The sequence below is a fragment of the Streptomyces sp. sk2.1 genome (assembly GCF_008120935.1).
Lineage (GTDB): Bacteria > Actinomycetota > Actinomycetes > Streptomycetales > Streptomycetaceae > Streptomyces.
Genome location: NZ_RDBO01000055.1, coordinates 414,389 through 430,747 on the forward strand (window position 1 = coordinate 414,389; position 16,359 = coordinate 430,747).

A 16,359-nucleotide genomic window follows, 5' to 3' on the forward strand; every position below is an offset into this window, starting at 1 on the left:
GGCGGGGTGCGGCTTCGGCCCGTTCGCCCGCATCGTGCCTGCCCCGTACGGGTGATGTGTTCGGTTTCCTGCCGATACCGACCGCATGGCAACCAGTTCGTAACCCCGAACACCTGTCGCGCTACGCGCGTTGACCCTAGGCTGCGGCACGAAGTCTCCAGACTCGTCACCACCGTCAAACCTCCCGCTGAACTCACAAGGGGACCGATGTCAGCGACACCGCAGAAGAACCGCGCGTCCCGGCGGGTGCTCGCCGCCGCGGCCGGGCTCGCCACGGTCGGCGCGCTCGTCGCCGCGATGCCCGCCGGAGCCCAGGACCGCCAGGGTCATGGGCACGGCCACGGCCACGGGCACCACAAGGGCCGTACCGTCGACGTACAGCTGCTGTCCTTCAACGACCTGCACGGCAACCTGGAGCCGCCGGCCGGGTCGGCGGGCACGGTCACCGAGACGCAGCCCGACGGCACGACCAAGGCGATTCCGGCCGGTGGCGTCGAGTACCTCGCGTCCTCGCTGCGCACCGCGCGCAAGGGGCACCCGTACTCGATCACCGCGGCCGGTGGTGACATGGTGGGCGCCAGCCCGCTGCTGTCCGGTCTCTTCCACGACGAGCCGACCATCGAGGCGCTCAACAAGATCGACCTCGACGTGACGACCGTGGGCAACCACGAGTTCGACGAGGGCGCCACCGAGCTGGCCCGCCTCCAGAACGGCGGCTGCCACCCGGACGAGGGCTGCTACGAGAAGGGCAAGGAGTTCGGCGGCGCCGACTTCCCCTACCTCGCCGCCAACGTGACGAACGAGAAGTCCGGCAAGCCGATCCTCAAGCCCTACACGGTGTGGAAGAAGAACGGCGTCAAGATCGGCTTCATCGGGGTGACCCTGGAGGGCACGCCGAACATCGTCACGGCCAACGGCGTCAAGGGCCTGAAGTTCCACGACGAGATCGAGACGATCAACAAGTACGCCAAGGAACTGAACCGGCAGGGCGTCAAGTCCATCGTCGCGCTGATCCACGAGGGCGGGGCCCCGGCCTCCACCTCGTACAACTACGACTGCGACAGCTCCGGCCCCGGTGACGGCATCTCCGGTCCGATCACGGAGATCGCCAAGGGCATCACGCCCAAGGTCGACGCGCTGGTCACGGGCCACACCCACCAGGCGTACGTCTGCACCATCCCGGACCCGGCGGGCAACCCGCGCATGGTCACCTCGGCGTCCTCGTTCGGCAAGCTCTACACCGACACGACGCTCACCTACGACCGCCGCACCAAGGACATCGTCCGTACGTCGGTGAAGTCGGCCGGTGCGAAGAACCCGAAGTCGGCGAACCACATCGTCACCCGGGACCAGCCCAAGGCCAACGACATGACGGCCCTGATCGCCCGCTGGAACGCCCTCGCGGCGCCGATCGCGAACAAGCCGCAGGGCTACATCAGCGCCGACATCAACGGCCGGGGCTCCACGGCCCTGGAGAAGCCGCTCGGCGACCTGATCGCGGACGCCCAGCTGGAGGGCCTGGCCCCGGCGGACAAGGGCGGGGCGGTCGTCGCGTTCATGAACCCGGGCGGCATCCGCGCGGACCTGGTCCACAAGGCGAGCGGCGCCGAGGGCGACGGGGTGGTGACGTACGGGGAGTCCTTCACCGTGCAGCCCTTCACCAACATGATGAACGTCGTCGACCTGACCGGCGCCCAGCTGGTCACCGCGCTCCAGCAGCAGGTCAGCGGCTCCAACGAGGCCAGCCCGAAGATCCTCCAGATCTCGAAGGGCCTCACGTACACCCTGGACATGACCAAGTCCGGCGCGGACCGCGTGGTCACCGACACCATCGAGCTGAACGGTGAGGCGATCGACCCGGCCAAGACCTACCGCGTCGCCATGAACGAGTTCCTGGCGGGCGGCGGCGACGGCTTCGCGGCGCTCGGCGAGGGCACGAACAAGCTGGTCGGCGCCTCCGACCTGGACATGTTCAACGCCTACCTGGCGGCCCACTCCACGGCCGATGCCCCGCTGGCCCCGCCGGCGGCGGACCGGATCACGGTCATCCAGTGACGCGGTGATCCCAGTGACTCCCGTACGCGGGTGAGGAAGAGCGGTGGGTCGGCGGACCCACCGCTCTTCTGCGTGCAGGGGGTGCCGGGGCCTCGTTCTCCCCGCCGCTGTCGCCGTCAGAGCTTCCCGAAGGCCACCCCGCGCCAGGTCCACCCCGCCGCGAGCACCGCGTCGCGCATCGGATCCTTCAGGTCGGAGCCGTCGGCACGGAAGACCTCCGCCGGACCGGAATCCCCGCCCTCCCCGTCCTCCCCGCGCCCGATCGTCCAGTTCCGMCTGCGCGTGCTCACCCGGCCGCGGGTCGCCTCGGCGGAGAGCGCGAGGCGGGGGACGTCTCCCGCCCAGGTGACCTGCCACATCCGGTCGACGGCGCGGACCTCGCGCCGGTCCGGGACCAACCGCAGACGGATCCGGAGGAGTTCGACCACCTGCGTGCGCAGGAAGAAGGACCGCCACGCGGGTTCCAGGATCCGCCACTCCGCCACCAGGTCGGCGTCCTCCGCCGCACCGTCCCGCACCAGCCAGGGCACGTCCGGCCCGCCGAGCGCGAGCAGCGCCGCCCGGACCTCGTGGGCGGGCAGCGGGACCACGTCGTCGACGGGACGCCTCGTACCGGTCAGCTTGTCGAACAGACCCATCGACCACTCCTCTCCGGTCCCCGGACGCGCCGTGCGCCGTCCGCCGGGCACCCTACCGGCGGCCGCGCCCGACCGGCCCCGCCGCGTTCCCGGGCAGTCGCCCGCCCCATTCCCGTGGTGACGTGTACCCGCCATAATCTGACGGCTGATCCCCCACGGCAGACGGAGGCACCCCCGCATGAGCCCGTACACCGCCACGCGACGGAACTTCCTGGCCGGTGCCCTCGCCGCCACCGCCACCGTGTTCATCGGCACGGGCTCCGCGGGTGCCGATGGCCGGCGGGCCCTCACCACCCAGGACTGGATGGCCGCCGTCCCCGACGGCACCGAGCTGCGGGCGCTCACGATCCCCGGCTCGCACGACTCCGGCGCCCGCTACGGCGGGCCCTGGACCGAGTGCCAGAACACCACGATCGCCGAGCAGCTGAACAGCGGCATCCGCTTCCTCGACGTGCGGTGCCGGGTCACCGGCGGATCGTTCGCGATCCATCACGGGGCCTCGTACCAGAACCTGATGTTCGGCGACGTGCTGGGCGCCTGCTGGGACTTCCTGGCGGCACACCCCACCGAGACCGTGCTGATGCGGGTCAAGCAGGAGTACTCGGAGGAGAGCGACGCGACGTTCCGGGCGGTCTTCGACGACTACCTCGACAACCGGGGCTGGCGCCCGCTCTTCCGCATCGACGGCGCGCTGCCCACGCTGGGCGCGGCGCGCGGCAAGGTCGTGCTGCTCGCGGACAACGCCGGTCTGCCCGGAGTCCGGTACGCCGATCCGGCGCTCTTCGACATCCAGGACGACTACATGGCGGAGCCGTTCGCCAAGTACCCCAAGATCGAGGACCAGTTCCGCAGGGCGGCCGGGCAGCCGGGGAAGCTGTACATGAACTACGTCAGTACGGCCGCCCTGCTCCCGCCGCGCTGGAACGCCGACCGGCTCAACCCGCAGGTGCACTCCTTCCTGGACGGCTCGGAGGCGGCGGGCTGGACCGGGCTCGGGATCGTCCCGCTGGACTTCCCCGCCACCCGGTCCGGCCTGGTGGAGTCACTGATCAGGCACAACCCGGGCAACTGAGCCCCGGGACCTGCACGGGTTGCTGGACCGACTGGGGGCTGGAGGAGCCCCACAGTTCGCCGCCGAGTTCCGACGTCGCCTCTGACCCCGCAGCATCACGTCCGTCGCCCCGGTGCCTCACAGCTGCGGTGGCGGCTGGGGTGCCCCCGGCAGGCGGATCGCCGCCACGGTGCCGTCGCCGTCCTCCGCCGGGCGCAGGGTGATCTCGCCGCCCGCCTGCTGGACCGTGCGGGCCACGATGGACAGGCCGAGGCCGGAGCCGGGGAGCTGGCGGGCGGACGGGGAGCGCCAGAAGCGTTCGAAGACGTGGGGGAGTTCGTCGGCGGGGATGCCGGGGCCGTGGTCCCGCACGGTCAGTTCGCCGTCGCGCAGGGCGACCTCGATCGTGCCGCGGGGCGGGCTGAACTTCACGGCGTTGTCCAGGACGTTGACCACCGCCCGTTCCAGCGCGGCCGGTTCGGCCCGTACGTACCAGGGGGTCAGGTCGGCCCTGATCGTCAGTTCGGGGCCGCGCAGCCGGGCGCGTTCCAGGGCGGTGTCCGCGATGTCGTGCAGGGCGACGACCTGGAGCGGGCCGGGGCCGGTCGCGTCGGGGCGGGACAGTTCCTGGAGGTCGCCGATGAGCGAGGCCAGCTCGGTCATCTGCGCCTTGACCGACTTCATCAGGGCCCTGCGGTCGTCCGGCGGGATGGCCCGGCCGGTGTCCTCGCTGCGGGCGAGGAGCTCGATGTTGGTGCGGAGCGAGGTCAGCGGGGTGCGCAGCTCGTGCCCCGCGTCCGCGATCAGCTGGGCCTGGCGGTCGCGGGAGCTGGCCAGGGACGCGGTCATCGAGTTGAAGGAGCTGGACAGCCGGGCGATCTCGTCCTCGCCCTCGACCGGGATGCGGACGGTCAGGTCCTCGGTGCGGGCGACGTGTTCGACGGCCCGGGTCAGCTGGTCCACGGGGCGCAGACCGGTGCGGGCGACCCAGAGGCCGGCCGCACCGGCGCCGAGCACTCCGATGCCGGAGACGGCCAGCAGCACCCAGGCCAGGGTGGACAGGGGCCGGTCGACCTCGCTGACGGGGCGGGCGAGGGAGAGGGCCAGTTCCGTGTCGGGCTGGCCGAGCCCCTGCGACACCCGCAGCGGCGTGGTGTACACGCGCATCCGCGACCCGTCGGCCGCGGTCGCCCAGTGCAGCGTGTCCGCCCGCTCGTGACCGATCACGGCGAGGTCCGCCGCGGTGACCGGCAGCTGGGCCGCCCCGGGCGCGATGCAGACCGTGCCCTGGGAGTCGACGAGCTGGACGGTGAAGCCGGAGTAGGGCCGGGGCGGGAGCTGGGTGGTCCCCCGGCAGTACGTGTACAGCTCGGTCAGGTAGCGCTTGTCGACCTGGGTGTCGCGCAGCGAGGCGTCCAGCTGGTTCTCCAACTGCACCTTCACCATGAACCAGCACGACGCCGCGACCGCCGCCACCGCGACCGCGACCGCGGCCGCGACCAGCAGGGCGAGCCGGGTGCGCAGCGGCCGGGTGCGGAGCCGTCGCAGAACCCCGGTCATCCGTCACCGCCGCCGGTGCGGAGCGCGTAACCGACGCCCCGCACGGTGTGCACGAGCCGCGGTTCGCCGCCCGCCTCCGTCTTGCGGCGCAGGTACATCACGTACACGTCCAGGGAGTTGGAGCTCGGTTCGAAGTCGAAGCCCCACACCGCCTTGAGGATCTGCTCGCGGGTCAGCACCTGGCGCGGGTGGGCCAGGAACATCTCCAGCAGGGTGAACTCGGTACGGGTCAGCTCGACCCTGCGGCTGCCCCGGGTGACCTCGCGGGTGACGAGGTCCATCCGCAGGTCCGCGAAGGTCAGCACGTTCTCGTCGTGGGCGCCGCCGCCGGCCGCCGGGGCCGCGTAGGAGCTGCGGCGCAGCAGGGCCCGGATGCGGGCGAAGAGCTCGTCCAGCTCGAAGGGCTTGACCAGGTAGTCGTCGGCGCCCGCGTCGAGACCGGTGACCCGGTCGCCGACGGTGTCGCGGGCGGTGAGCATCAGGATGGGGGTGGTGGTGCCCGCGGAACGGAGTCGGCGGGCGGCGGTCAGGCCGTCCATCCGCGGCATCTGGATGTCGAGGACGATGAGGTCGGGGACGTACGACTCCGCCCTGGCCAGGGCGTCGAGGCCGTCGACGGCGACCTCGGTGCCGTAGCCCTCGAACGCGAGGCTGCGCTGCAGGGCCTCACGCACGGCGGGCTCGTCGTCGACGATCAGGATGCGCTGCGGATCGTCTTCGGCGGGGCTCATCGCTCGTTGTCCTCTTCTCGTTCCGTACGGCCGTCGGGTGTCCTTCGGCTCTCAGCCTCGCACGGCCGCGGCACGTCGTCGCGCGGCCCGGCGTCCGCGGCCGGTGGAGGTACGGACCTCCGGGAGCCGGTCCGGTCCGGCGGCCCCGCTCGCGGCCCGTTCCGTCATGAGGTCCAGGACGAGGGCGAGGGGGAGTGCGAGATCCGCCGGGCCGGTGGGGGTGTTCGTGGGGTGGTGGTGCATGACCGTCTCCTCAGGAGCCGTCGCCGGACCGCAGGGTGTCGAGGTCGGCCTTGAGCGTGTTCACGGGGATGGCGAAGCCGAGGCCCACGCTGCCCGCGCTCGAACTGCTCGACCCGCCGGACGAACCCGCCGAGTACATCGCGGAGTTGATGCCGATGATCTCGCCGTTCATGTTGATCAGCGCGCCGCCGGAGTTGCCGGGGTTGAGCGAGGCGTCGGTCTGGATGGCCTTGTACGTGGTGGTGGACTCGCCGGTGTCGCCGTTGAACTGCCGACCGCCGAACTCGAACGGCCACTGCTCCTGGCCGCCCTGCCACTGCTCCCGGCCCTGGCTGCTGTCGTCGTCCTTGGCGACCGTGACGTCGCGGTCGAGGGCGGAGACGATGCCGCTGGTGACGGTGCCGGTGAGGCCCTCGGGAGAGCCGATCGCGACGACCTGGTCGCCGACCGCCACCTTCGAGGAGTCGCCCAGCGTCGCCGTCTTCAGCCCGCTCGCGCCCTGGAGCCTGATCAGTGCGAGGTCCTTGTCGGGGTCGGTGCCGACGACCTTCGCGGTGTACGTCCGGCCGGTGCTGAGCCGCACCTCGATCGAGGAGGCGCCGGAGATGACGTGGTTGTTGGTGACGACCTCGCCGTCGGACGTGATGACGACGCCGGAACCGGTGGACTCGCCCGCCGTCGAGGTCGCGTTGATCTCCACGATCATCGGCGACACGGCCTCGGCGACTCCGGCGACGCTGCCCTTGCTGCTCTGCGAGACGGTGGTGCCGGGGACGACGCCGCTGCTGCTCGTGGTGGTCGTGCCGGTGCCGGTGAGCTGCGCGACGACGGTGGCGGTGCCGCCGCCGACGATCGCCGCCGCGATCGCCACGGCCGTCAGCAGGGCGACCGGCCGCCGGGCCCGGTGCCGGGCCGGTGCCGGACCGGCCGCGGCCGGCATCGGGCCCGGACCCTCACCGCCGTGTCCGTCCCCGCCGCCGTGCCCGTTCTCCCCGCCGTGACCGCCGTGACCGCCGTGACCGCCGTGACCGCCGTGACCGCTGTGCCCGCCGGAGCTGCCCGGGCCGGGCCACACGGTGGTGCCGGGGCCCGCCGCGATCGGCTCCGCGGGCCGGTAGGACGGCGGCGGAGGGTGGGCCGCGTCGCCGGTGCCGTACGGGTTGCCGTACGAGGGGTGCGTCGGGTGCTCGCCGCTCGGGCGCTGGCTCTCTGTCATGTATATGAGCGTGTCCGGCGAAGATGAGAGAAGCCTGAGCACGCCCTGAGAAGCCCGGCAGAAGCTCGTATGTCCGATGTAAAGGTCCGCGAGGTGCCGGGCCGCCGGGCGGCCCGTGCTGCCGGGCCGCCCGTGCCCGGTGCGGGTCAGTTCGGCGGGGGCGTCGGTTCCCCGCAGCCGCACGAGCGCCGCACCACCAGCGCCGACGGGAACTGCTTCAGCCGTTCGCGGCGCGAGCCCGCCACCCGCAGCGAGTCGTCGAGCACCAGGTCCACCGCCGCCCGTGCCATCGCGGGCCGGTCCGAGGAGACCGTCGTCAGCGGCGGATCGGTCAGCCCGGCTTCCTTCACGTCGTCGAAGCCCGCCACCGCGAGTTCGCCCGGCACGTCGATCCGCAGTTCGCGCGCGGCCCGCAGCACCCCGATGGCCTGGTCGTCCGTCGAGCAGAAGATGGCCGGCGGCCGGTCCGGTCCGGAGAGCAGCTTCAGCGCCACCTGGTAGGCGTCGTAGCGGTTGTACGGGGCCTGGAAGAGCCGGCCCTCCGTCGAGCGCCCCGACTCGTGCATCGCCCGGCGCCAGCCCTCGACGTGGTCGGCGACCGGGTCGCCGACCGCCGGGGTGGACTCCACGCCGCCGAAGCACGCCACGTACTCGTTGCCGTGCTCCAGCAGGTGCCGGGTGGCGAGCTGGGCGCCGCCGATGTCGTCCGTGACGACCGCGACGTCCTCGATCGCCTCCGGCCGCTCGTGCAGCAGCACGACCCGCGCGTCCCACGCCTCTATCTCGGCCGCCGCCCGCTCGCTGGGGCCCTGGCTGACCAGGATCAGGCCGGAGACCCGCATGCCGAGGAAGGCCCGCAGATAGTGGACCTCGCGCTCGTCGCGGTAGTCGGAATTGCCGACCAGCACCATTTTCCCGCGCTCGGCGGCGGCCTGTTCGACCGCGTGCGCCATTTCCGCGAAGAACGGCTGCCGGGCGTCCGGCACGATCATTCCTATGAGGTCGGTCCGTCGCGACGCCATCGCCTGGGCGACCCGGTCGGGCCGGTAACCCAGCTCCTTGATCGCGGCGAGCACCCGCTCGCGCGTGGCCGGGGCGACCGGCCTGGGTCCGTTGTTGATGACGTAGCTGACGACCGCTGTCGACGTACCCGCCAGTCTCGCCACATCGTCCCGCGTCACCTTGGCCACGCGCGGCAGTCTACGCGGATGGACCCGTCACGTGGCAGGCCGGACCGGGGCTTTCTCCGCGGCCCCGGCCGCCCGTGACTGCTCCGAACGGGTTACGGGGCAGGTGGCGGCCCCGCAGCGGCCCGCGCCCCGGCCCCGGCCCGTGCCTTGTTCTCCGTCCCGGCCCGTGCCTTGTTCCCCTCGGCCGCGCGGGCCTCCTCGGCGGCGCGCTCCACCTTCTCCGGCGCGACGAACCGGTAGCCGACGTTGCGGACCGTGCCGATCAGCGACTCGTGCTCGGGGCCGAGCTTGGCGCGCAGCCGCCGCACGTGCACGTCGACCGTACGGGTGCCGCCGAAGTAGTCGTAGCCCCAGACCTCCTGGAGCAGCTGGGCGCGGGTGAAGACCCGGCCGGGGTGCTGCGCCAGGTATTTGAGCAGTTCGAATTCCTTGAAGGTCAGGTCCAGGACCCGGCCCTTCAGCTTCGCGCTGTACGTCGCCTCGTCGACCGACAGGTCGCCGTTGCGGATCTCCATCGGGGAGTCGTCGACGCCGATCTGCTGCCGGCCGGTGGCCAGCCGCAGCCGGGCCTCGACCTCGGCCGGTCCCGCGGTGTCCAGCAGCACGTCGTCGATGCCCCAGTCGGCGGTGACGGCCGCGAGACCGCCCTCCGTCACGACGAGGATCAGCGGACAGCCCGGCCCGGTGGACCGCAGCAGCTGGCACAGCGACCGCACCTGCGGCAGGTCGCGGCGCCCGTCGATCAGGATGACGTCGGCACCCGGGGTGTCCACCAGCGCGGGGCCCTCGGCCGGGGCCACCCGCACGCTGTGCAGCAGGAGACCGAGCGCCGGAAGCACCTCCGTCGACGGCTGGAGCGCATTCGTCAGGAGCAGCAGTGAACTCATCGCCGCCCACCTGCCCGGGTCGTCGGTCGATGATCGTGCACGTTTCGCTCGCCTTGCTCGCCCATTACGTCGGTCCTCCTCGTTCCCTGCGAGAGGGGCACTCCCGGGCGGGGCCCGGGGGAGTATGCGGCACTTCTTCGTACGTTCGGTGCTGGCTTCTCGTCCTGCCTGCCGTACGACCTCCGTCATACGGTTCCTGCCGGTGCGGTTCCGTGTTCCGGGACCGCTGAGCTTGTGGAAACGTCGCCGTAACAACGCCTGGAAAGCACAAAAGGACCCGGGGGCTGCTTTGCCCGGATCCTCTTCCCAGCAGAATAGCCCACATGAGTTCTGTGTCCGAGGGACGATTTCCGGGTTCCGCTGTTTCCTTGATCACGCGAACTCCGGCGCGGACGGTATTGCGGACCGATGACGGAGTGCGTATCGAGGCCGTGTACGAGCCGTGCGCGGGAAATGCCCGGGGCGCTGCGGAAACATCCTTCGACGGTACTGCGATCGTGGTCGCGCACGGTTTCACCGGCTCGGCGGACCGGCCCGCGGTGCGGCGCGCGGCCGGGGTGTTCGCCCGGCGCGCGGCCGTGGTCACCTTCTCGTTCCGGGGGCACGGCGGGTCCGGCGGGCGGTCGACGGTGGGCGACCGCGAGGTGCTGGACCTGGCGGCCGCGGTGCGGTGGGCGCGGTCGCTCGGGCACCGGCGGGTGGTGACCGTCGGGTTCTCGATGGGCGGTTCCGTGGTGGTGCGGCACGGGGCGCTGTACCGGGAGCGGACGGGGGACGACGGGGGAGCCGCGGGCACCGGTGGCGCCGGGAAGCGCGAAGGGCGCACCGCGGCGCGTCCGGAGGCGCACGCGGACGCGGTGGTGGCGGTGAGCGCCCCTGCCCGCTGGTACTACCGGGGTACGGCCCCGATGCGCCGGGTGCACTGGGTGGTGACCCGGCCCATGGGGCGGCTGGTCGGCCGCTACGGGCTGCGCACCAGGATCGACCGCGACGAGTGGGACCCGGTCCCGCTCCCGCCGGTCGGGGCGGCCGGGCTGATCGCCCCGAGGCCGCTGCTGGTCGTGCACGGTGACCGGGACCCGTACTTCCCGCTGGACCACCCCCTGTCGCTGGCCGAAGCGGCGGGCGACGGCGCGGAGCTGTGGCTGGAGCGCGGCATGGGGCACGCGGAGAACGCCGCGGACGAGGACCTGCTCACCCGCATCGCCGACTGGGCGGTGGCACCGTGACCGATGATGGACAGCTGACGCGAGACGAGAGGAACGCCGCCATGCCTGCGGGAACGATCCGCTACTGGGCCGCCGCCAAGGCCGCCGCCGGGGCCGCGGAGGAGCCGTACACAGCCGCGACCCTCGCCGAGGCGCTCGACGCGGTGCGCGAACGGCACCCCGGAGAGCTCACCCGAGTGCTGCAGAGGTGCTCGTTCCTGGTCGACGGTGACCCCGTCGGGACCCGAAGCCATGAGACCGTACGCCTTGCCGAGGGCGGCACGGTCGAGGTGCTCCCGCCGTTCGCAGGAGGGTGAACCGCAGCACATGAGCAGCAACGATCAGCAGTATCCGTACGGACAGGACCCGGGCCACGGGTACGGGCCCGGCGCCGGGCAGCCCCACTCCGGACAGCCGTACGACACCTCCGGGCACGGCACCCCCGGGCACGACGACCGCTCGTACGGCGCGCACCAGTCGTACGGGGAGCAGCAGTCGTACGGCGGGCAGCAGTCGTACGGGGAGCAGCAGTCGTACGGCGGCGGGCAGCAGTCGTACGGGGAGCAGCAGTCGTACGGCGGCGGGCAGTACGGCGCCCCGTCCCACGGCGGCCAGGACCCGTACGGGGCCCGGACCCCGTACGACCCGAACCAGGCACCCCAGGCCCAGTACGACCCCGACCAGGTGCCCCGGGAGCCCCAGGGGGAGCACGGTTCCGCGTGGCCGACCGGGTACGGGCAGGAGCCGGCCGGGGCCCAGGGGCCGCAGGACCCCGGTGTCGCGCAGACCTGGGAGGGCCAGACCTGGGACACCCAGTACCAGCCCACCGTCCACCGCGCGCAGCCGACGCAGCCCGCGCAGCCCGTACAGCCCGAGCAGCCCGTTCCGGCCGCCGCCGGGACCACCGCCTACCTGCCGCCGCAGGGCGCCTCGGGCGCGTACCCGCTGCCTCCCGAGGTGCCGGCCGCACCGGCCGCCTCCCCCGCGGGGGAAGCGGGCGCGTCCGCCGTCGTGCCCTCCGAGGCCCTGCTCGACGCCGACGGCTACGGCGCCCCCACCACCCTGGGCAACAGCCGTGTCACCGACGCCCAGCGGGCCCGCGCCGAGGGCCGCTCGCCGATCATCGCGCCGGGCATGCAGCCCGCCGCGATCACCGCGGGGCTCGGGCTGCTGCTCGCCCTGGGCGCCGCGATCGGCCAGTACGCCCTGGTCGTGCCGCTGGTGCTGCTCCAGGCCGTGACCGCGGCCGGCTGGTTCCGGCTCAACGGCATGTGGCCGGCCCGGCAGGGCATCATGCTCGCGTTCGCGGGCGGTCTGGTCGCCGACGTCGCGCTGCTCGCCGCGGGCCGGGAGAACGGTCCGGCCGCCATCCTCGGCACCCTCGGCATCTGGGTGCTGCTCACCGTGGTCCTCCAGCTGCGCAGCCGGGCGAGCGCCGACGACCGGATGCACGGGCTGATGGCCACCGTCGCCTCGGCCGCCCTTTCGGTGCTGGCCGCCGGACACCTCGCGGCGGTCCCGGACGCGGTGACGGCGGGGGCGATCGCCGTCGCGGCCGCCGTGGTCGTCCGCGCGCTGCCGCTGCCCGGACCGGCCTCGGTCGTGGTGGCGCTGCTCGTCGCCGCGGGCGCCGGTGCCGTGGCGGGCACCTTCACCGACCTCGGCGCGAAGGGCGCGCTGCTCGGCCTCGCGGCGGGCGGCTGCGCGCTGATCGGGCTGCGGGTGGCGAGCTACGACTACCCGTCGCGCTTCGTCCACATGACCGCCGGTGTGGCGCTGCCGCTCACCGCCGCGGCCCCCGCCGTCCACCTGCTCGGCCGCGTGCTCCCGTAGCACCGGCCGGTACCGTCCCGGTGATCGACGAACGGGAACCGAAGAGGGGCTCCCGCTCGTCGATCACCCGGGGCGCCGTGCACGTCATCGGTGACGCGCGGGGCGTGAGGGGTTCGGCCGAACTGCAGGGTGGGGGAAGAGCGGGCATGCGTGCACTGCGAATACTGCTGGTCATCGTGTTGGTCCTGGGCGGGATTCTCGCCGCCGTGGACCGGGCGGCGGTGTACTTCGCCGAGTCGGAGGTCGAGGGGCGGATCGAGGTCCCCGGCGCCACGATCGGCTCGACGGACGTCTCCATCGGGGGATTCCCGTTCCTGACCCAGATCGTCGGGAAGAACCTCGACGAGGTCGACGTGGAGATCATCGGCATCGAGACCGACGCCAACGGCCGCCGGCTCCGGATCGACCGGATGAACGCCGCGCTGCACGACGTGCGGCTGTCCGACAACTACTCCGCCGCCACCGCCGCCCGCGCCACGGGCACCGCCGTCATCTCGTACGAGGACCTCACCGAGGCCGCCAGCGACGGCGTGGCCGTCGAGTACGGCGGCAAGGGCAAGGTGAAGGTGACCGGCACGGTCGACCTCCTCGGCCGCCCGATCTCGCGCAGCGTGCTCTCCAGCGTCACCCTGGTCGACGGCCACACCCTGCGGGTGCGCGCCGACAAGGTCCCGGGCGAGGGCATCCCCGGGCTGGAGGACGTGGTGCGCAAGAAGACCGACTTCGACCGGGAGATCGGCGGTCTGCCCAGCGGTCTGAAGCTGCGGAGGATCCAGCCGACCCCGGACGGCCTGGAGATCTCGGTGACGGGCACGGACGTCCGGCTCGCCGGCTGAGAGCCGGCCGGGCGCCGACGGGGAGTCGGCCAGGAACCTGTCGGGTGGCCCCGGCCGGGCGGTTCGCCGTCCTGCCGGGGCCACCGGGCTTTTCGGGGGCCTCCGGGTCTTCGGGCGCCTCGGCGCACGGCACGAAAAGGGCTTCGTGGCCCGTCACGCCCCGGTGCGCCACATAGTGAGACGGGCGAGTCCGATCCTCGGGTGGTCGATGCCGCGCGACGGTCCGGGCGCGACACGGGGGCCGTCGCCACCCCATTCCGGTCTCGAATCATGGATGATCGTGTCTCAGTATTCGACACGACGGTGACATGGCCGCCCGTGCCTCCCTACGATCGGTCCCATGCAGTGCTCTATTGGCGGTCTCCCGCAGCGGGGACGGGCGGATCTCACGAAGCGGCGGGCAGTGGACCTGTGCCGCGTCGCCGCCATGCTCTGTCGCACTGTCTGAGCGGGAGCCCCAGGCACCCCGCGTCTTCCCGGCCCTTCGACGACGTTCAGGGCCCTTCCCGATCGCCTTCGTACGTGTGCCGCACGCCGTGCCCCCGTACATCCGCATCACGCACCGTCTCGCATCATCTCGCCGCAGACTGCCCCGGAGGAGAACAGAATGAGCCGCAGTGACGTCCTGGTAGACGCCGACTGGGTCGAGGCCCACCTCGACGACCCGCAGGTCGCTCTCGTCGAGGTCGACGAGGACACCTCGGCGTACGAGAAGAACCACATCAGGAACGCGATCCGGATCGACTGGACCAAGGACCTCCAGGACCCGGTCCGCCGTGACTTCATCGACCAGGCCGGTTTCGAGAAGCTGCTGTCCGAGAAGGGCATCGGCAACGACACCACCGTCGTCCTCTACGGCGGCAACAACAACTGGTTCGCGTCCTACGCGTTCTGGTACTTCAAGCTCTACGGCCACCAGGACGTCCGCCTGCTCGACGGCGGCCGCAAGAAGTGGGAGCTCGACTCCCGCGACCTGGTCGACGGCGACCAGATCCCGTCCCGCCCGGCCACCGAGTACAAGGCCCGGCCGCAGGACGAGTCGATCCGCGCCTACCGCGACGACGTCGTGAAGGCGATCGGCAACCAGAACCTGGTCGACGTGCGTTCGCCCGACGAGTTCAGCGGCAAGCTGCTCGCCCCGGCGCACCTCCCGCAGGAGCAGTCCCAGCGCCCCGGCCACGTGCCGACCGCCCGCAACATCCCGTGGTCGAAGAACGCCAACGACGACGGCACCTTCAAGTCGGACGAGGAGCTCAAGGCCCTCTACGAGGCCGAGCAGGTCGACCTGTCGAAGGACACCATCGCGTACTGCCGCATCGGTGAGCGCTCCGCGCTCACCTGGTTCGTGCTGCACCAGCTGCTCGGCCAGGAGAACGTCAAGAACTACGACGGTTCGTGGACCGAGTACGGCTCCCTCGTGGGCGTGCCGATCGAGCTCGGCGCCAACAAGTAACTCCGCACGATCCGGACCCGTACGACCCCGACCCGAAGGACGAAACACATGTGTGGAGCAAAGGCCGGCGGCCCCGACGCCTCGACCATCAAGCCCGGTGAGACCACCATCCAGGGCAGCGTGACCCGCAACGGCGAGCCCGTCACCGGTTACGTGCGCCTGCTGGACTCGACCGGCGAGTTCACCGCGGAGGTCCCGACCTCGGCGACCGGACAGTTCCGCTTCTACGCGGCCGAGGGCACCTGGACGCTGCGCGCCCTGGTCCCCGGCGGCAGCGCCGACCGCACGGTCGTGGCGCAGACCGGTGGCCTCTCCGAGGTCGCGATCGCGGTCTGAGGCACGACCCGGTCCGCACCGCCGGGTCGTGACGGGTCACGGGGCCCGTCACGACCCGCGTCGGCCCGCGGGCCGCGCCATGGACCGGCCGAGGGGCCGTACCCCAGGGGGTTGGACGCCTTCCTGGTCGGGGTACGGCCCCTCGTGCTGTCGTGCCCGGATCCCCCGCGCCGGCGTGCTTCGCACGGCCGGGGCCGGGCCTACGCTGGAGGTATGTACGCCCGACGCCGGCGTGGCTACTTCCTGATGATGGGTGTGTGCATCGTCCTCTTCGTATCGGCCTGGTCCTTCGTCAGGCTGTGGTCGATGCCTGCCGCGGTGGCGATGTGCGTCGTCGCGATGGTCATCCCGCCCGTCGCGGCCATGGTCGCCAACCGGCGGGGGCCGGAGGACCGCTGGTGGGACGATCCGTCCGGTGACCCCCAGTCCGACGAGTGGTGGGACGAGCTCGACGGCAAGAAGCGGCGGTAGCGGGCGCGGCGCGGACCGTCAGTAGACGAGGGCCTGGACGTCCTCGGCCATGATCTCGCTGACGAAGACCTGGGCACCGGCGATCCGCACGCCCTCCAGGACGTCCTTCTCGGTGATGTCACGACGGGCCGCGCACTGTGTGCACAGGGTGATCCGGCCGCCCGCCTGGACGGACTCGATCAGATCCGGCAGCGGCGCGGCGTGCGGCAGTTCGAACTCGGCGGCGCGTCCCGGCAGCGCGAACCACGCGGATTCCCCGGTCAGCCAGAGCGAGACCTCCACACCACTGGCGACGGCGACCGCCGCCACCGTGAACGCCTGCGAGCAACGCTCGGCGGAGTCGGCACCTGCGGTCACCTTGATCACGAGCTTCTTCGGCATGTGCCGAACTGTAATCGCCGGGCCCGCCGCGAGGTGTCCGCCCGGGAGCGGGGGCGGCGGCTCGGGGCAGGTCCCGGCCCCGGGCAAGCCCCGGCCCGGCGATTACAGTTCGGCACATGCCGAAGAAGCTCGTGATCAAGGTGACCGCAGGTGCCGACTCCGCCGAGCGTTGCTCGCAGGCGTTCACGGTGGCGGCGGTCGCCGTCGCCAGTGGTGTGGAGGTCTCGCTCTGGCTGACCGGGGAATCCGCGTGGTTCGCGCTGCCGGGAC

18 protein-coding genes and 1 pseudogene are annotated in these 16,359 nt (G+C 72.2%); 11 read left to right on the plus strand and 8 right to left on the minus strand.

The genetic code is table 11. The features are described 5' to 3' along the window. The first annotated feature begins 207 nt into the window (after positions 1-207). Positions 208-2,055 carry a bifunctional UDP-sugar hydrolase/5'-nucleotidase gene (locus EAO76_RS19145; protein WP_148837125.1) on the plus strand — a complete coding sequence of 616 codons (1,848 nt, stop codon included), beginning with the start codon at positions 208-210 and terminating at the stop codon, positions 2,053-2,055. Between the two features lie 116 nt (positions 2,056-2,171). Here the strand turns inward: EAO76_RS19145 and EAO76_RS19150 are convergent, their stop codons facing one another. After that, positions 2,172-2,693: a hypothetical protein gene (locus EAO76_RS19150; protein ID WP_148837126.1), complete on the minus strand. Its 522-nt coding sequence runs from the start codon at positions 2,691-2,693 to the stop codon at positions 2,172-2,174. Positions 2,694-2,871: 178 nt separating this feature from the next. On the opposite strand from EAO76_RS19150, the gene EAO76_RS19155 reads away from it, so the two are divergent. Further along, on the plus strand, positions 2,872-3,765 hold the full coding sequence (locus tag EAO76_RS19155; protein ID WP_148837127.1) for a phosphatidylinositol-specific phospholipase C: 894 nt from the start codon (positions 2,872-2,874) through the stop codon (positions 3,763-3,765). A 117-nt stretch (positions 3,766-3,882) separates the two neighbouring features. Here EAO76_RS19155 and EAO76_RS19165 read toward each other — a convergent pair whose 3' ends face one another. The 6 genes from EAO76_RS19165 to EAO76_RS19190 all read right to left on the minus strand — a co-directional run bounded on the left by EAO76_RS19165 (position 3,883) and on the right by EAO76_RS19190 (position 9,571). Beyond that, the gene (locus EAO76_RS19165) at positions 3,883-5,304 is read right to left on the minus strand and encodes a cell wall metabolism sensor histidine kinase WalK (protein ID WP_148837128.1); all 1,422 of its coding nucleotides are present in this window, start codon (positions 5,302-5,304) and stop codon (positions 3,883-3,885) included. Further along, a complete protein-coding gene (locus EAO76_RS19170) occupies positions 5,301-6,035 on the minus strand; it encodes a response regulator transcription factor (protein WP_148837129.1) in 735 nt (244 codons plus the stop codon). The genes EAO76_RS19165 and EAO76_RS19170 overlap by 4 nt, the downstream gene beginning before the upstream one ends. A gap of 51 nt (positions 6,036-6,086) precedes the next feature. Then, a complete protein-coding gene (locus EAO76_RS19175; RefSeq protein WP_148837130.1) occupies positions 6,087-6,278 on the minus strand; it encodes a hypothetical protein in 192 nt (63 codons plus the stop codon). A gap of 10 nt (positions 6,279-6,288) precedes the next feature. Next, entirely contained in the window at positions 6,289-7,494 is a 1,206-nt protein-coding gene (locus EAO76_RS19180; RefSeq protein WP_148837131.1) for a S1C family serine protease, read from the minus strand. A 146-nt stretch (positions 7,495-7,640) separates the two neighbouring features. Beyond that, positions 7,641-8,684 (minus strand): LacI family DNA-binding transcriptional regulator, encoded by a 1,044-nt coding sequence (locus EAO76_RS19185; RefSeq protein WP_148837132.1) that lies wholly within the window; start codon positions 8,682-8,684, stop codon positions 7,641-7,643. A gap of 92 nt (positions 8,685-8,776) precedes the next feature. Further along, on the minus strand, positions 8,777-9,571 hold the full coding sequence (locus EAO76_RS19190) for a response regulator transcription factor (protein ID WP_148837133.1): 795 nt from the start codon (positions 9,569-9,571) through the stop codon (positions 8,777-8,779). 323 nt (positions 9,572-9,894) lie between these two features. Between EAO76_RS19190 and EAO76_RS19195 the strand changes: the two genes are divergently transcribed. From EAO76_RS19195 to EAO76_RS19225, 8 genes are all read left to right on the plus strand, one after another. Continuing rightward, entirely contained in the window at positions 9,895-10,800 is a 906-nt protein-coding gene (locus EAO76_RS19195) for a S9 family peptidase (protein WP_148837134.1), read from the plus strand. Positions 10,801-10,841: 41 nt separating this feature from the next. Beyond that, entirely contained in the window at positions 10,842-11,096 is a 255-nt protein-coding gene (locus tag EAO76_RS19200) for a MoaD/ThiS family protein (RefSeq protein WP_148837135.1), read from the plus strand. Positions 11,097-11,106: 10 nt separating this feature from the next. Next, entirely contained in the window at positions 11,107-12,612 is a 1,506-nt protein-coding gene (locus tag EAO76_RS19205) for a hypothetical protein (protein ID WP_148837136.1), read from the plus strand. Between the two features lie 146 nt (positions 12,613-12,758). Beyond that, on the plus strand, positions 12,759-13,448 hold the full coding sequence (locus tag EAO76_RS19210; RefSeq protein ID WP_148837137.1) for a DUF2993 domain-containing protein: 690 nt from the start codon (positions 12,759-12,761) through the stop codon (positions 13,446-13,448). Between the two features lie 340 nt (positions 13,449-13,788). Then, positions 13,789-13,896 (plus strand): putative leader peptide, encoded by a 108-nt coding sequence (locus EAO76_RS47650; protein WP_350983699.1) that lies wholly within the window; start codon positions 13,789-13,791, stop codon positions 13,894-13,896. A gap of 159 nt (positions 13,897-14,055) precedes the next feature. Continuing rightward, positions 14,056-14,901 (plus strand): sulfurtransferase, encoded by an 846-nt coding sequence (locus EAO76_RS19215; protein ID WP_148837138.1) that lies wholly within the window; start codon positions 14,056-14,058, stop codon positions 14,899-14,901. Positions 14,902-14,949: 48 nt separating this feature from the next. Beyond that, positions 14,950-15,237 (plus strand): DUF1416 domain-containing protein, encoded by a 288-nt coding sequence (locus tag EAO76_RS19220; protein WP_148837139.1) that lies wholly within the window; start codon positions 14,950-14,952, stop codon positions 15,235-15,237. Positions 15,238-15,450: 213 nt separating this feature from the next. Further along, entirely contained in the window at positions 15,451-15,708 is a 258-nt protein-coding gene (locus tag EAO76_RS19225) for a DUF3099 domain-containing protein (RefSeq protein WP_148837140.1), read from the plus strand. Positions 15,709-15,726: 18 nt separating this feature from the next. Here EAO76_RS19225 and EAO76_RS19230 read toward each other — a convergent pair whose 3' ends face one another. Further along, positions 15,727-16,089, minus strand: a complete 363-nt coding sequence (locus tag EAO76_RS19230; RefSeq protein WP_148837141.1) for a DsrE family protein — start codon at positions 16,087-16,089, stop codon at positions 15,727-15,729. 116 nt (positions 16,090-16,205) lie between these two features. On the opposite strand from EAO76_RS19230, the pseudogene EAO76_RS19235 reads away from it, so the two are divergent. Beyond that, positions 16,206-16,359, plus strand: a pseudogene (locus EAO76_RS19235) (sulfur reduction protein DsrE); the annotation flags it as partial.

Excerpts from the sequence above, each read along its gene's own strand:
- EAO76_RS19190 (WP_148837133.1), bottom strand. The coding sequence starts at position 9,571 with ATGAGTTCACTGCTGCTCCTGACGAATGCGCTCCAGCCGTCGACGGAG.
- EAO76_RS19195 (WP_148837134.1), top strand. The coding sequence starts at position 9,895 with ATGAGTTCTGTGTCCGAGGGACGATTTCCGGGTTCCGCTGTTTCCTTG.
- EAO76_RS19175 (WP_148837130.1), bottom strand. The coding sequence starts at position 6,278 with ATGCACCACCACCCCACGAACACCCCCACCGGCCCGGCGGATCTCGCA.
- EAO76_RS19225 (WP_148837140.1), top strand. The coding sequence starts at position 15,451 with ATGTACGCCCGACGCCGGCGTGGCTACTTCCTGATGATGGGTGTGTGC.
- EAO76_RS47650 (WP_350983699.1), top strand. The coding sequence starts at position 13,789 with ATGCAGTGCTCTATTGGCGGTCTCCCGCAGCGGGGACGGGCGGATCTC.
- EAO76_RS19165 (WP_148837128.1), bottom strand. The coding sequence starts at position 5,304 with ATGACCGGGGTTCTGCGACGGCTCCGCACCCGGCCGCTGCGCACCCGG.
- EAO76_RS19230 (WP_148837141.1), bottom strand. The coding sequence starts at position 16,089 with ATGCCGAAGAAGCTCGTGATCAAGGTGACCGCAGGTGCCGACTCCGCC.
- EAO76_RS19200 (WP_148837135.1), top strand. The coding sequence starts at position 10,842 with ATGCCTGCGGGAACGATCCGCTACTGGGCCGCCGCCAAGGCCGCCGCC.
- EAO76_RS19215 (WP_148837138.1), top strand. The coding sequence starts at position 14,056 with ATGAGCCGCAGTGACGTCCTGGTAGACGCCGACTGGGTCGAGGCCCAC.
- EAO76_RS19170 (WP_148837129.1), bottom strand. The coding sequence starts at position 6,035 with ATGAGCCCCGCCGAAGACGATCCGCAGCGCATCCTGATCGTCGACGAC.
- EAO76_RS19155 (WP_148837127.1), top strand. The coding sequence starts at position 2,872 with ATGAGCCCGTACACCGCCACGCGACGGAACTTCCTGGCCGGTGCCCTC.
- EAO76_RS19145 (WP_148837125.1), top strand. The coding sequence starts at position 208 with ATGTCAGCGACACCGCAGAAGAACCGCGCGTCCCGGCGGGTGCTCGCC.
- EAO76_RS19180 (WP_148837131.1), bottom strand. The coding sequence starts at position 7,494 with ATGACAGAGAGCCAGCGCCCGAGCGGCGAGCACCCGACGCACCCCTCG.
- EAO76_RS19220 (WP_148837139.1), top strand. The coding sequence starts at position 14,950 with ATGTGTGGAGCAAAGGCCGGCGGCCCCGACGCCTCGACCATCAAGCCC.
- EAO76_RS19205 (WP_148837136.1), top strand. The coding sequence starts at position 11,107 with ATGAGCAGCAACGATCAGCAGTATCCGTACGGACAGGACCCGGGCCAC.
- EAO76_RS19210 (WP_148837137.1), top strand. The coding sequence starts at position 12,759 with ATGCGTGCACTGCGAATACTGCTGGTCATCGTGTTGGTCCTGGGCGGG.